11 protein-coding genes are annotated in these 14,334 nt (G+C 75.5%); 4 read left to right on the top strand and 7 right to left on the bottom strand.

The features are described from left to right. Positions 1 to 130: 130 nt before the first annotated feature. Entirely contained in the window at positions 131 to 529 is a 399-nt protein-coding gene (locus AB0C87_RS36345; protein ID WP_360581488.1) for a nuclear transport factor 2 family protein, read from the bottom strand. A gap of 81 nt (positions 530 to 610) precedes the next feature. Here AB0C87_RS36345 and AB0C87_RS36350 point away from each other — a divergent pair, with 81 nt between their 5' ends. Then, positions 611 to 1,198 carry a helix-turn-helix domain-containing protein gene (locus AB0C87_RS36350; protein ID WP_360581489.1) on the top strand — a complete coding sequence of 196 codons (588 nt, stop codon included), beginning with the start codon at positions 611 to 613 and terminating at the stop codon, positions 1,196 to 1,198. Positions 1,199 to 1,207: 9 nt separating this feature from the next. Here AB0C87_RS36350 and AB0C87_RS36355 read toward each other — a convergent pair whose 3' ends face one another. Further along, entirely contained in the window at positions 1,208 to 3,241 is a 2,034-nt protein-coding gene (locus AB0C87_RS36355; RefSeq protein ID WP_360581490.1) for an AAA family ATPase, read from the bottom strand. Between the two features lie 156 nt (positions 3,242 to 3,397). Here AB0C87_RS36355 and AB0C87_RS36360 point away from each other — a divergent pair, with 156 nt between their 5' ends. Both AB0C87_RS36360 and AB0C87_RS36365 read left to right on the top strand, forming a co-directional pair. Beyond that, entirely contained in the window at positions 3,398 to 4,201 is an 804-nt protein-coding gene (locus AB0C87_RS36360) for an SDR family NAD(P)-dependent oxidoreductase (protein WP_360360286.1), read from the top strand. A gap of 103 nt (positions 4,202 to 4,304) precedes the next feature. Then, positions 4,305 to 5,150 (top strand): ATP-binding cassette domain-containing protein, encoded by an 846-nt coding sequence (locus AB0C87_RS36365; RefSeq protein ID WP_360581491.1) that lies wholly within the window; start codon positions 4,305 to 4,307, stop codon positions 5,148 to 5,150. Here the strand turns inward: AB0C87_RS36365 and AB0C87_RS36370 are convergent. Genes AB0C87_RS36370 through AB0C87_RS36390 form a run of 5 tightly spaced genes read right to left on the bottom strand, consistent with a single transcriptional unit; the run spans position 5,083 to position 12,933 of the window. After that, positions 5,083 to 8,298 (bottom strand): carboxyl transferase domain-containing protein, encoded by a 3,216-nt coding sequence (locus AB0C87_RS36370; protein WP_360581492.1) that lies wholly within the window; start codon positions 8,296 to 8,298, stop codon positions 5,083 to 5,085. The genes AB0C87_RS36365 and AB0C87_RS36370 overlap by 68 nt on opposite strands. A 34-nt stretch (positions 8,299 to 8,332) precedes the next feature. Continuing rightward, positions 8,333 to 9,712, bottom strand: coding sequence for a GH1 family beta-glucosidase (locus AB0C87_RS36375; protein ID WP_345186277.1), 1,380 nt, complete (start codon positions 9,710 to 9,712; stop codon positions 8,333 to 8,335). Positions 9,713 to 9,740: 28 nt separating this feature from the next. Next, a complete protein-coding gene (locus tag AB0C87_RS36380) occupies positions 9,741 to 10,619 on the bottom strand; it encodes a carbohydrate ABC transporter permease (protein ID WP_360581493.1) in 879 nt (292 codons plus the stop codon). Beyond that, positions 10,612 to 11,625, bottom strand: coding sequence for a sugar ABC transporter permease (locus AB0C87_RS36385; RefSeq protein ID WP_345186283.1), 1,014 nt, complete (start codon positions 11,623 to 11,625; stop codon positions 10,612 to 10,614). Before AB0C87_RS36385 ends, AB0C87_RS36380 begins: the two co-directional genes overlap by 8 nt. Positions 11,626 to 11,628: 3 nt before the next feature. Next, on the bottom strand, positions 11,629 to 12,933 hold the full coding sequence (locus AB0C87_RS36390) for a sugar ABC transporter substrate-binding protein (protein WP_345186286.1): 1,305 nt from the start codon (positions 12,931 to 12,933) through the stop codon (positions 11,629 to 11,631). Positions 12,934 to 13,089: 156 nt separating this feature from the next. Here AB0C87_RS36390 and AB0C87_RS36395 point away from each other — a divergent pair, with 156 nt between their 5' ends. After that, positions 13,090 to 14,325, top strand: a complete 1,236-nt coding sequence (locus AB0C87_RS36395) for an ROK family transcriptional regulator (protein ID WP_345186288.1) — start codon at positions 13,090 to 13,092, stop codon at positions 14,323 to 14,325. The last annotated feature ends 9 nt before the right edge of the window (positions 14,326 to 14,334 follow it).

Genomic DNA, 14,334 nt, shown 5'->3' on the forward strand with positions numbered 1-14,334 from the left:
GGCGGCCACCCGGAACGGGGCATACCAACCGGTCGGTATGCCGACGCGTCCACCCTAGGAACGGCCGGGACGGCCAGTCAACCGCCGCGCCGCGCGAGCACCCCGCCCGGGGACGCGGCGCCCGGGGGCGTCACGCCATCGCCTCGTCGAACGCGCGGTGGTGGGCGTAGTCGCGGGACTCCACGATGTGCCCGTCGCGCACCCGCAGGACGAAGATGTTGGGCACGACGAACTCCCGCCCGTTCTCGGTGTGGCGGCCCGCGTACTCGAACTCCGTGATGATCACCTCGGGATCGGCGGTCTCGTGCACGACGACGTTGCGCGCCTTCAGCTCCACGGGCAGCGTCTCCAGCTGCTCGAAGTGCCGGCGCAGCGCCTCCCGGCCCTCCAGCCGCGACGCCGGCTGGGCGAACGGGTGCACGACCACGGCGTCCTCCGCGTACAGCTGCGGCAGGCCCTCCGGCCGCAGCCCGGTGATCCCGTCGATCAGCCGCTGGAAGACGGCCCGGGGGCTGGCGAACTCTGACATGCGGTCTCCCCTAGAATCGGAGTACGGGCTCCGCATGAGAAAATACGGAGCCAAGACTCCACTTGTCAACGGAAGGCAGCGATGACGTCACCCGCCCCCGGCAGGCCGCTGCGCGCCGACGCCCTGCGCAACCGCGCCAAGGTCCTCGCCGCGGCCGAGGAGGTCTTCGCCGTCCAGGGGACCTCCGCCTCCACCGAGGAGGTCGCGCGCAAGGCGGGGGTGGGCATCGGGACGGTGTTCCGGCACTTCCCCACCAAGGAGTCGCTGCTGGAGGCCGTGCTCGTCGCCCTGCTGGAGCGGCTGGCGGCCGAGGCGCGGGACCTGCGGGCCTCGGCCGACCCGGGCGCGGCGTTCTTCGGCTTCTTCACCCGGGTGGTCTCGCAGGCGGCCGCCAAGCAGGCCGTCACCGAGGCGCTGGCCGAGGCCGGCGTCGACGCCCGGGAGGCCACCGGGCGCGCCGGACCCGATCTGAAGGCCGCCCTCGGGGTCCTCCTCGGCCGGGCGCAGGAGACCGGCGCCGTCCGCGCCGACGTCGGCCCGGGCGAGGTCATGGCGCTGCTGGCCGGCATGTCCTACGCGGCGGGACGCGCCGGAGCCCGCGAGGACGTCCTGCGGATCGTCTTCGAGGGGCTGCGCCCGCGGGAGCGCCCGGGCCGGCCGGGCGGGTAGGGCGCCCGGCTACGGCGCCGCCAGCTCGGCGGGCAGGTCGTCCTCGTGCAGCACGGTCAGCGTGGTGACGGCGCGGGTCAGCACGACGTACAGGCGGGCGAGGCCGCGGACCTCGGCGGCGGCGATGGCGGCGGGCTCGGCGACGATCACGTGGTCGTACTCCAGGCCCTTGGCGAGGGACGCCGGGATGACGAGCAGCCGTCCGGCGCCGGCCGACTCCGGCCCGAGGACCTCGTGCTCCAGCCCGGCGGCCTCCAGCGCCGCCGCGTGCGCGCCCGCCCGCGCGTCCGGGACGATCAGGCCGACCGAACCGGAGCGGGCGAGGGCGTCGCGGGCGGCCTCGACCGTCGCGGCGGCCAGGTCGGCGACGCGCCGCACGGTGAGCGCCCCGGCGCCGGCGCGCAGCGAGCGCGGCCGCTCCAGCCCGGGCGCGACGTGCGGGAGCAGGCGGGCGGCGAAGTCGAGGACGGTGCCCGGAACGCGGAACCCGAGGGTCAGCTCGGTGACCTCCCCGTCCTGCCCGAGATGGGTGAGGACCTCTTTCCACGTGCGGGCCGACCACGCGGTCGTGCCCTGCGCGAGGTCGCCGAGGACGGTCGCCGAGCCCGTCGCGCAGCGGCGCCCCAGCGCCCGCAGCTGCATCGCGGACAGGTCCTGCGCCTCGTCCACCACCAGGTGGCCGAGCGAGGTCGTGCGCTCGATGAGGTCGTTCAGCTCGTCGAGCAGGGCCCGGTCGGCGGCGGTCCACTTGGCGGAGCGGTGCGAGCGGGCGGGCCTCGCCGTCAGCAGGACGGCCTGCTCGTCCTCGTCGAGCACGCCCTTCGCGGCCGCGCGCAGCAGGTCCGCGTCCGACAGCAGCCGGTGCAGGACCTGCTCGGCGTTCACCTTCGGCCACACCGCGTCGAGGACCTGCCTGACCGGCCGGCTCCGCGCGACCTGGTCCTGGACGCGGTCGTCGGGGGCCTCGCCGCGCCGTTCCATCCGCACGAGGATCTGGTGCGCGAGCCGCTGCGCGAACGCGGCGCGCCCGCTGCCGTACCGGGTGGTGCCGCGCAGCGCGGCGGCGATCTCGCGGATCTCGTGGTCGGCGAGCCGGTAGCGCGCCGCGCCCCGCGTGACGACGAGCCCCTCCTCCGGCTTGCGGACGTGCAGCCACAGCGCCCGGCGCAGCACGTCGGCCATCCGGGCGTCGCCCTTGAGGGCGGCCGCGGCCGCGGGCTCGTCGCCGAGCGGCGGGCCGAGCAGGTCGTCGATCGTGGCCTGCTCCACCCGGACCTCGCCGAGCGCGGGCAGCACCGCCGAGATGTAGGCGAGGAAGGCGCGGTTCGGCCCGACGATCAGCACGCCGGACCGCGACAGCCGCTCCCGGTGCGTGAACAGCAGGTAGGCGGCGCGGTGCAGGCCGACGGCCGTCTTGCCGGTGCCGGGCGCGCCCTGGACGCAGACGCTCAGCGGCAGGTCGGCGCGGACGATCTCGTCCTGCTCGGGCTGGATCGTGGCGACGATGTCGCGCATCGGGCCGGTCCGGGGGCGCTCGATCTCCTCGGTCAGGATCCTGGACGGGCCCGCCCCCGGCCGCGGGTCGCCGCCGTCGAGGGGCTCGTCCTCGAACGCGGTCAGCTCGCCGGCCCGGAACCCGAAGCGCCGCCGCAGCCGCCAGCCCATCGGGTCCGCGGGCCCGGCCTGGTAGAAGGCCCGGGAGACGGGGGCGCGCCAGTCCAGCACGAGGGGGCGTCCCTCCTCGCCGTCGTGGACGTGCCGCCGTCCCACGTACATGACGGCGGGCAGGTCGGGGCCGGCCGCGCCGTCGCGGTCCATGCGGCCGAAGAACAGCGGGGTGTCGGGGTGGTCGGCGAGCGCCTCGACCCGCTGGTCGAGCAGCGACTCCAGGAACTGCCTGGAGACCCAGTCGGCGGCGACGTCGGCGGAGAGGCTCGCGGCGTGCTCGCGCATCCGGCGCAGGGCGGCGCGGGACTCGGCGAGGTGGGCGCGTTCGGCCGCCAGGACCGCGGGTTCGGATGGGTCGGCGGACTCGGCGGGCATGCGGACAGACCTCCGGCTGCGAGAGTGGCGAGGGGGGCGAAACCCACTACCTTACCGACACGGCACGGGCGCCGCCGGACATTCCGGCGCACCGCCCTCGGGGGGCGTCGGCGCTGCGCCTTGCCGGTGGGGGCGGGCTGTGTGACGTTGGTCCGCATGGCGACTCTCACCGGACGGTCCGCTTTGGTCACGGGAGCCTCGTCGGGCATCGGCGCCGTGGTGGCGGAGGCGCTCGCCGCCGCCGGCGCGCGCGTCGGCCTGGTGGCGCGGCGCAAGGACAGGCTCTCGGAGGTGCTCTCCCGGTGCCGCGAGCACGCCCCTGACTCGGCGATGTGGGCGGCCGACCTCGCCGACCCCGACGCGGTCGCCGACCTCGCCGCCGAGGCCGAGCGCGAGCTCGGCGGCGTCGACGTGCTGGTCAACAACGCGGGGATGCCGAAGCGGCGCCGCGTCCAGGACCTGTCCCCCGCCGAGGCCGACGAGGTGATGCGCCTCAACTACCTGTCCCCCGTGCGGCTCACGCTGGCGCTGCTGCCCGGCATGGTCGCGCGCGGGCGCGGGCACCTGGTGGCGGTGGGCTCGGTCGCGGCGCGGCTCGGCCCGCCGCACGAGGCCGCCTACTCCGCGTCCAAGGCGGCGCTCACGGCGTTCTGGGAGAGCATGGCGGTCGACCTGGACGGCACGGGCGTGCTGGCCCACGTGATCCAGCCCGCGCTCATCGCCGGGACCGAGCTGTTCGCCCTTCCCGGCAACGAGCCGCCGCTCAGCGACCTGTCGGAGGCGCTGCCCCCGCAGGAGGTGGCCGCGGCCGTCCTGGAGGTCCTGGAGAGCGGGCGGTTCGAGCGGTACGTGCCGGACTGGTTCGGCGAGATGGCCTCCGGCAAGGCCGCCGACGTCGAGGCGTTCGTCGCCGGGGTGAAGGAGTGGACGCGCGACCGGCTCGGTCCCCCGGCGACCTGACCGCCGCCGGCCTCCCACCGGTCCGTTGCCGCCGCCCGCGCTCCTCAGTAGGGTGTGGATCCGCCAGTGATCCACATCACACGAGGCGCGGAGGGCGGAGGCCATGGCCGCTGCGGAGGGCCTGCGGGTGCGGGACGTGACGGTCCGTTTCGGCGCGCTGACGGCGGTCGACGGGGCGGGACTGACCGCTCCGCCCGGAACGGTCACCGGCCTGGTCGGCCCGAGCGGCGCCGGGAAGACGACGCTGTGCGACGTGATCACGGGGCTGCGGCGCCCGGCGGCGGGCGCGGTCCTGCTGGACGACGCCGACCTGACGCGCAGCGCGGCCCGTGAGCGGGCCCGGCGCGGCATCGCCCGCACGTTCCAGCGGGCGGGCGCGGCGGGGCCGGCGACCGTCCGGGAGGCCGTCCGGGCCGCCGCGGCCCGGCACGCGATGACCCGCGAGCAGCCGGGCCGCACGGCGCGGGAGCGGTGGCGGCGCCGTCTCGAGGCGCGCCGCGACGCGGGCGCCGTCGCCGACGCCCTGCTCGCCCGGGTCGGCATCCAGGCCCACGCCGGGAGGGCGGTCCGGGACGCGCCGCCCGGCGTCGCAGGGTTGACGGACCTGGCGCGAGCCCTGGCCGCCGAACCCGCCGTGCTCGTGCTGGACGAGCCGTGGGCGGGCCTTCCGGTGCGGCACGCGCGGGCGCTGGAGGTCCTGCTGCGCGACCTGGCCGGAGAGGGGCTGGCGGTGCTGGTCGTCGAGGACGAGATCGAGCCCGTGCTCGGCGTCTGCGACGTCCTGCACGTCCTGGACGACGGCAAGGTGATCGCCGCCGGGCCCCCGGCGGAGGTGCGGGCCGATCCCCGCGTGCGGGACGCCTACCGCGCCGGGCCGCGCCTCACCACGTGTCGATCCAGGGGCGGGGACGGTCGCCGGGCGGCGGGGCGGCGGCCAGCGTCGCGGTGATCCAGCGCCGCGTGTCGGCCGGGTCGATCACGTCGTCCAGCTCGAACACGGTGGCCGCGTGGAGCGCCCTGCCGTGCTCGTAGGCCGCGGCGACCATCTCCTCGAACATCGCGCGCGGGTCCTCGGCGGCCTCCAGCTCCTTGCGGAACCCGAGCCGGACGGCGCCCTCCAGCCCCATGCCGCCGATCTCGCCGGTGGGCCAGGCGAGGGTCGCGAGCGGCGCCCTGAACCCGCCGCCCGCCATGGCCTGCGCCCCGAGCCCGTACCCCTTGCGCAGCACGATCGTGACGATCGGGACGCGCAGGTTGGCGCCGATGACGAACAGGCGGCTGAAGTGCCGGACGGTGGCGGTCCGCTCGGCGTCCGGGCCGACCATGAAGCCGGGGGTGTCGCACAGCGACACCACCGGCAGGCCGTGCGCGTCGCACAGCTGCAGGAACCGGGCGGCCTTGTCCGCGGCGTCGCGGTCGATGGCGCCGCCGAGGTGCGCGGGGTTGCTGGCGATCAGGCCCGTCGGGCGGCCCTCGATCCGGACCAGCGCGGTGATGATCCCGACCCCGAACGCGCGGCGCAGCTCCAGCACCGACCCGGTGTCGGCGAGGTGCGCGACGACCCGGCGGACGTCGTAGGCGCGCAGCCGGTTCTCCGGGACGAGGTGCCGCAGGACGCGCTGGTCGTCGCAGGCCCAGCCGTCCGACGGGCCCCGGAAGTAGGACAGGTAGCGGCGGGCCGCCCGGACCGCCTCGGCCTCGTCGTCCACCACGAGGTCGATGACGCCGTTCGGTTCCTGGTCGCCGACCGGGCCGATCTCCTCGGGCGTGAAGACGCCGAGGCCGCCGCCCTCGATCATGGCGGGGCCGCCCATGCCGATGTTGGCGTCCCGGGTGGCGATGATGACGTCGCAGCAGCCGAGCAGGGCCGCGTTCCCGGCGAAGCAGCGCCCGCTCGCGACGCCGACGGACGGGACGGCGCCGCTGAGCCGCCCCATGGCGTGGAACGTTGTGACGTCGAGGCCGGAGACGGTCGTGGTGTCGGTGTCGCCGGGGCGTCCCCCGCCGCCCTCGGCGAACAGCACCAGCGGCAGGCGGCGGCGGTGGGCGATGTCGAGCATGCGGTCGGTCTTGCGGTGGTTCAGGTGGCCCTGCGTCCCGGCGAGGACCGTGTAGTCGTAGGACAGGACGACGGCCTGCGCGCCGTCGACGTCCCCGATGCCGCAGACCATGCCGTCGGCGGGGGTGCGCTCGATGAGGTCGTCGAGGGAGCGGCGCCGCCGCTGCGCGGCGATGACGAGGGCGCCGTACTCGATGAACGTCCCGGCGTCGCACAGGTCGTCGATGTTCTCCCGCGCGGTGCGGCGGCCGCGCGCGTGCCGCCGGGCCACCGCCTCGGGGCGGGCCGCGTCGAGCCCGCTCTCGTGCCGGCGCAGCGTCTCGGCGAGGTCGGCGCGGATCAGGTCGAGATCGGCCGCCTCGTCCTCGGCGGCGTGCTCGCCGCCCCCCTCGGCGGGCTCGGTGAACAGCAGCGGCGCGCCCTCGGCGACGGTGTCGCCGGGCGCGGCGGCCAGGGCCCGCACGACGCCCGCCTCTCCGGCGCGGACGACGTGCTCCATCTTCATCGCTTCGAGGACCAGCAGCGGAGCCCCGGCCCCGACGAGGTCGCCCTCGGCCACCTCGACGCTCACGACCGTCCCCTGCGTGGGCGCGGGGACGGCGACCGTGCCGGGCGGCGCGTCCGGGCCGGCCGCGGGCCCCGGCCCGGCGGTGCGCGGGGCCGTCTCGACGTAGTACCGGCGGTGCTCGCTCGCCAGCAGCTCGGGCAGGTGGTCGTCGATGAAGGACGTGCGCGCGCCGCCGGCCGTGAAGCCGGGATGGCGCAGCACGCCCTGCAGCAGCGGGATGCTCGTCGCCACTCCCGCGATCTCGAACTCGCCGAGGGCGCCGTGCGCGCGGGCGGCGGCGGACGGCAGGTCCTCCGCGCGGGCGACGACCTTGGCCAGCAGCGGGTCGTAGCGCGGGCTCGCGCGGTGGCCGGCGTACCCGTGGGTGTCGACGCGGACCCCGGGACCGGACGGCGGCGCGAACGCGGTGAGCGTCCCGGCGCTCGGGCGCGGCACGCCGTCCGCGCCGATCGTCTCGGCGTTGACCCGCACCTGGACGGCGCAGCCGGACGCCCGCGGCGGCGCGGCCAGGCCGACTCCGGCGAGGTCCTCCCCCAGCGCCAGCCTGATCTGCGCCTTCACCAGGTCGACGCCGGTGATCTCCTCGGTCACGGTGTGCTCGACCTGGAGCCGGGGGTTGGCCTCCAGGAACCAGAACTCCTCGCCGTCGACGAGGAACTCGAAGGTGCCGAGGCTCTCGTAGCGGACCGAGGCGGCCATGCGGAGGGCGGCGTCCAGCAGCGCGTCCCTGACGCCCGCGGGCAGCGCGGGCGCGGGGGCGATCTCGATCAGCTTCTGGTGGCGGCGCTGGACGCTGCAGTCGCGCTCCCACAGGTGGGTCACGGCGCCGGAGCCGTCGCCCGCGACCTGGACCTCGATGTGGCGGGCCCGCGGGACGTACTTCTCGGCGTACAGCTCGCCGCCGCCGAAGGAGGCGAGCGCCTCCGACCGGCACCGCTCGTAGGCGTCCGCGACGGCGGCGGGCCCGGTGACGACGCGCATGCCGCGCCCGCCGCCGCCCGGGAGGGCCTTGATCACGACGGTGCCGTGCTCGCGGGCGAACGCCTCGGCGCCGGCGAGGCTCGTCGCGCCGGGCGTGCCGGGCGTCACGGGCACGCCCGCCTCACGCGCCAGGGCGCGCGACCTGGCCTTGTCGCCGAACAGCTCCAGCAGCTCCGGGCGCGGGCCGACGAAGGCCAGCCCGGCGGCGGCGCAGCCGGCGGCGAAGCCCGCGTTCTCGCTCAGGAAGCCGTAGCCGGGGTGGACGGCCGCGGCGCCGGCGTCCTTCGCGGCGGCGACCAGCGCGCCGGCGTCGAGGTAGCCGGCGGCGCCGTCGCCGGGCAGGGCGCGCGTCTCGTCGGCGCGCCGCGTGTGCGGCGAGGCGGCGTCGTCGCGGGTGTGCACGGCGACCGTCCGCAGGCCCAGCTCTGACGCGGCCCGGACGATCCGCAGCGCGATCTCTCCCCGGTTGGCCACAAGGATCCCGCCCACCCGGCCTCCTCACCTCGCCTGAGCCGGTCGGCCCTCACTCTAGAGAGCGGGACGCCAGGGGCCGCGCCCGGAGGTCCCGGTGCGCGCGGATGATCTCGGCGTAGCGGCGCCCGCTGTCCTTGACGCGGCGTTCCTGGGTCGCGAAGTCGACGTGCACGAGCCCGAACCGCTGCGCGTACCCGTAGGCCCACTCGAAGTTGTCCAGCAGCGACCACGCGAAGTAGCCGTCCAGGGGGACCCCCGCGCGGATCGCCGCCGCGCACGCCGACAGGTGGGCCTCCAGGTAGGCGGTGCGCTCGGCGTCGTGGACGGCTCCGCCGGGCGTCACGGTGTCGGCGTAGGCGGCGCCGTTCTCGGTGACCATGACGCTGCGCGGCGCGTAGTCCTCGGTGACGCGGACGAGGACCTTCGCCAGCCGGTCCGGGTGGATCTCCCAGTCCATGCCGGTGCGCGGCGTCCCCGGCGGGGTGATCTGCCGGGTGCGCGGCGGCGGGCCGCCGGGGTCGTCGACGGTGACGGACCGGCGGTAGTAGTTGACGCCGAGCCAGTCGAGCGGGGCGGCGATCGCCTCCAGGTCGCCGGACCGCACCGGCGGCTCCACCCCGTACTCCTCGATCATGTCGGCGGGCAGCCCGCGGCCGTGGATCGGGTCGAGCCACCAGCGGTTGTGGTGGCCGTCCTCGCGCCGCGCCGCCGCCGCGTCCCGCTCGCCTTCGCCGCCCGGCTCGCAGTCGGTGAGCAGGTTGACGACGCCGACGCGGGCGCCGGGGGCGGCGGCGCGCACGGCCTGCACGCCGAGGCCGTGCGCCAGCAGCAGGTGGTAGGCCGCGGGCACGGCCGCGCGGATGTCGGCGACGCCGGGCGCCATCGCCCCCTCCAGGTGCCCGATCCAGGCCGCGCACACCGGCTCGTTCAGCGTCGCCCACGAGGTGACGCGGTCCCCCAGCGCCGCGGCGACGACGGAGGCGTACTCGGCGAAACGCCCGGCGGTGTCGCGGGACGGCCAGCCGCCGCGGTCCTGGAGCTCCTGCGGCAGGTCCCAGTGGTACAGGGTCGGGTGGGGCTCGATCCCGGCCGCGAGCAGGGCGTCCACGAGCCGGTCGTAGAACGCGAGCCCGGCCGCGTTGACCGGGCCGCCACCGGCGGGCAGCACGCGCGGCCAGGCGATCGAGAACCGGTAGGCGCGCAGGCCCAGCTCCGCCATGAGCGCGAGGTCCGCGGGCCAGCGGTGGTAGTGGTCGCAGGCGACGTCGCCGGTGTCGCCCCCGGCGATCGCGCCCGGGACGCGGCAGAAGGCGTCCCAGATGGAGGGGGCGCGGCCGTCCTCCGCGACGGCCCCCTCGACCTGGTAGGCGGAGGTGGCCGCCCCCCAGGCGAAGTCGGGGCCGAACGCGGTCAGGTCGTCGATGGGCACGGGTCTCCCTCGGGGTCGTCGAGACGGGTCACTTGACGGAGCCGGCGGTCAGCCCGGCCACCAGGAAGCGCTGGAGCAGCAGGAACCCGGCGACGACGGGGACGCTCACCACGAGGGAGGCGGCCATCACCTGGTTCCAGTAGACCTCGTGCTGCGTGGAGTAACCCTGCAGTCCGATCGCGAGCGTGCGGGTCCGGTCGCTGGTCATGACCGAGGCGAACAGGACCTCGCCCCAGGCGGTCATGAACGCGTACACGGTCACCGCGACGACGCCGGGCAGCGACGCCGGGAGGATCACCCGCAGCAGCGCGCCGACCGGCCCGCAGCCGTCGACCCGGGCCGCCTCGTCCAGCTCTCGAGGGATCGACTCGAAGTACCCGGCGAGCATCCAGATCGAGAACGGAAGCGAGAACGTCAGGTAGGTCAGGACGAGCGCGCCGCGGCTGCCGTAGAGGGCGACGCCGGTCGCGTTCCCCGCGTTCACGAAGATCAGGAACAGCGGGAGCAGGAACAGGATCCCCGGGAACATCTGCGTCGACAGCACCGTCACCGTGAACGCCCGGCGGCCGGTGAACCGGTACCGGCTGACGGCGTACGCCGCGCCGATCGCGATCGCCACGGACGCCAGCGTCGCGCCGCCCGCCACGATCACGCTGTTGGCGAAGTAGCGGGCCAGCGGGACGGTCGACCACATGTCGACGTAGGGGCGGACCGTCGGCCGCGACGGGATCCAGCGGAACCGGCGCTGCACGTCCTCCAGCGGCTTCAGCGACGAGCTGGCCATCGCGTAGACCGGCAGGAGGGTGAACGCGGTCAGCAGGGTCAGCACGATCCGCCGCGTCCAGACGAAGGAGGCGGGCGGGCCGGTCGGCGCGCGGCCTTTGCGGGCGGGACGCGTGTCAGCCATGCGCGGGCCTCCTCCTCGACGTGGCGAGCAGGTACGCCGCCGTGGCCACCAGCAGGAACAGCAGGAGCAGCACCGACATCGCCGAGCCCGTCCCGAAGTTCCAGGTGACGAACGAGGCGTGGTAGATGTGCACCGAGACGAGGTCGCCGCCGTCCGGGGCGGCCTTGCCGAACAGGACGAACGGCGTGTTGAAGTCGTTGAACGTCCACAGGAACAGCACCAGGACGAGCACCTGGTTGACGGGCCGCAGCGCCGGGAGCGTGATGTGCCGGATCCGCCGCCACATGCCCGCGCCGTCCAGCGCCGCGGCCTCGTACAGGTCGCGGGAGACGCTCTGCATCCCGGCGGTCAGGACCAGGAAGGCGAACGGCCACGACCGCCACACCACGACGGTGACGAGCGCCCAGAAGCTGTTGCCGCCGATCAGCCAGAACGGCCGGCCGCCGCCGGTCAGGTGCAGCTGGTCGGCCAGCACGTGGTTCACCAGCCCGTTGTCGCGCTGGAACATGAACGCCCAGGTCATCACGGCGGCGTAGACGGGCAGCGCGTACGGGACGAGGAAGAGCGCGCGCAGCGGCCCGCGCCCCCGGAAGCGGTCCTGCGTGAGGATCGCCGCGGCGGCGCCGAACAGCCACGACAGGGCGACCGCCAGGAGCGTGACGGCGAGCGTGACCAGGAACGAGCGCAGCAGGTCCGCGCCGATCGCGCCGTCGAGGTCCACCGCGACGCGGTAGTTGCCGAGGCCCCTGCCGGGCGCCCTCGACCAGTCGCGGATGTAGAAGAGGGTGAGCTCCTTGAAGCTCATCCAGATCCCGACGGCGATCGGCACGACGTGGACGATCAGTTCGGCGACGGCGGCGGGCGCGAGCAGCGCGTACGGCAGCGCGCCCGGAGGCAGCCGCGGCCGCCGCCTCCCCCGCCGCGGCCCGGCGGGCCCGGTCTCCCCCGGCCGCGCCGCCCCCTCCCCGTCGGGGAGGGCGGCGGCCGGCACGTCGGCGGCGGTCACGCGCTACCCGCCCATCTGCTGCTGGGCGGCGGCGAGCCGCTCCCGCACCTCGGCCTCGGTGGTCGGGCGGCCCGCGGCGGCGTCGGCGAACAGCTCCTTCATCGCGGTGCCGACGGCGGTCTCGAACTGGCTCTCCTGCGGCACCTGCGGCAGCGGCGCCGCGCTCGTGGCGAGGACGCTCTTGAAGACCCTGAGGTCCGCGGTGTCGAAGGCCGGGTCGCTCTGGGCCGAGACGACCGGGGGCAGCGATCCGTACGCCCTGTTGAGGATCTTCTGTTCCTCGTCCCCGGTCATGAACTTCACGAACTTCAGCGCGCCGCCGCGGTTGCCGGTGTTCCTGAAGACCGCGATGTTGATGCCGGCGACCATGGAGGTGATGTTCCGGCCGCCCGGCGGCGCCGGGGACGGCCGGGGGGTCGGCACGACGCCCCATTCGCCGGGCTTCATGCCGAGGTTGGTGAGCCCGCTGGTGGTGGCCTGCCAGAGCAGCATCGCGGCCTTGCCCGTGGCGAAGTCGTTCAGCGACTGGTTGGCCGAGTACTCGGCGTTGCCCGGCGCGGCGATCTTCTCCTTGCCGAGCAGGTCGACGTAGGACTTGACGGCCGCGACGGCCTGCGGGGTGGCGAACTGCGGCCTGCCGTCCGGGGTGAAGAAGTCGGCGCCGTACATCTGGCCGAGCGTGAACGCCTGGTGGACGTTCTCGGGGATGCTGGCGCCCTCGATCGCGATTCCGTACCTGCCGTCCTTGGTGAGGGCGCGGCCGGCGTCGACCAGTTCCCGCCACGTCCTGGGCGGTTCCAGGTCCGCGTCCGCGAACATCTTCCTGTTGTAGTAGAGGCCGTAGGCGAGGGAGTAGAGCGGGACGGCGGCCGGGGCCTTGCCCTTGGCGCCCGCGGCGGCGAGCGCGGCGGGGACGAACCGCCCCGCGCCGCCGACCTCGGCCATCGCGGCGGAGTCGAAGGGCAGCAGGCCGCCGGTCGCCTGCAGCGACGCCGACCAGGTGTTGCCGATGTTGAGCACGTCCGGCCCCTGGCCGGAGGTCGTGGCGGCGAGGATGCGGTTGAGCAGGTCGGTCCAGGGGACGACCTCCAGCTTCACCCGGATGCCGGTCTGCTTCTCGAACTTGGCCAGCTCCGGTTCCAGCACCTTCCGGTCGGCCGCGAGGTCGGTGCCCTGGTTGCTGGCCCAGTAGGTCAGCGTCCTCGGGTCGCCGTCGCCGGACGTGGTGCCGCCGCCGCAGCCCGCCGCGGCGGTGAGCAGGAGCCCGGCCGCGAGGACGGCGAGGGCCCGCGAGGGGTGTGGACGCATCGGCTCGGCCTTCCGATCAGGTGACGGGGGTCACTCCGAGAGTTAGATCACACCTTATTTCACGCCGTGATCTAAGCAGTGACATAATGGGCGGGTCAAGACCTGAGAAGCTGCGGGGGACGCGGCCCGGCCCGGGCCGCGGGATGAGGGGGGCCGATGCCGGAACGGCGCCGGAGGACCGTGCGCGACCTGCGCCGCGCCAACCGGTCGGTACTGCTGAGGCGGCTGTACTTCGACGGCCCGCTGAGCCGCCAGGACCTGGCCCGCGAGACCGGCCTCAGCCCCGCCTCGGTCAGCAACGTGGTGAGCGAGCTGATCGAGGCCGGGCTCGTCGTGGAGGCGGGCAGCGTCGAGTCCGACGGCGGGCGGCCGCGCGTGCTGCTGAAGACCGCGGCCGGTTACGGCCACCTCGTCGGCGTGGACGTCGGCGAGACGCGGGTGATGGTCGAGCTGTTCGACCTGGAGCTGACCCAGCTCGCCAAGGCCGACCTGCCCCTCGGCGACGGCGGCCACGACGAGCGCGCCGTCGTCCGGCACATCCTGGAGGGCCTCCCGGCGGTCATCGAGGGCGCGTCGGTCGACCCGGCGTCCATCATCGGCGTCGGCGTCGGCGTCCCCGGGGTGATCGAGCGCGGCCCGGAGGCGGTCGTGCACTGCCAGACCATCGGCTGGGACGGCGTGCCGCTGGAGCGGATGCTGCGCGAGGGCACCCGTCTCCCGCTGTTCGTGGACAACGGCGCGACGTCGCTCGGCCAGGCGGAGATGTGGTTCGGCGCCGGGCGCGGGCATCGCGACGCCGTCGTCGCCCTGGTCGGATCCGGCGTCGGCGCGGCCGTGATGATCGACGGCTCGCCGTACCGGGGCGCGGCCGGCAGCGCGGGCGAGTGGGGCCACACGACGTCCCGGGTCGGCGGCGCGCCGTGCCGGTGCGGGTCCCGCGGCTGCCTGGAGGCCTACGTCGGCGCGACCGCCCTGCTGGAACGCTACAGGGCCGCGGGCGGCCCGGCCGGGACGGACGAGGAGGCGGCCCTCGCCGGGCTGCTGGCCGACCCGTCCGGGGCGGCGGCCGCCCTGCGCGACGACGTCGCCGAGCACCTCGGCGCGGGCATCGCCGACCTGGTCAACCTGTTCAGCCCGGAGAAGATCATCATCGGCGGCTGGGCGGGGCTGCTGATCGGCGGCCGGATGCTGGACCGGATCGTCGCGGCCACCGCCGCCTACGCGCTGCGGCAGCCGTTCGCGCAGACCTCGATCGAGCTGTGCCACCTCGGGCCGGAGGCGGTCGCCGTGGGCGCGGCCACCCTCCCGCTGGCGCACCTGCTCGACGGCGGCGGCGACCCGGCGGGCGCGCGATGGCCCGGCGGCGGCCCGCGGGGGATAATGGCGTACTGACCAGCACCC

Origin of the sequence: Actinomadura sp. NPDC048021 (assembly GCF_040653135.1) — a bacterium.
Classification (GTDB): domain Bacteria; phylum Actinomycetota; class Actinomycetes; order Streptosporangiales; family Streptosporangiaceae; genus Spirillospora; species Spirillospora verrucosospora.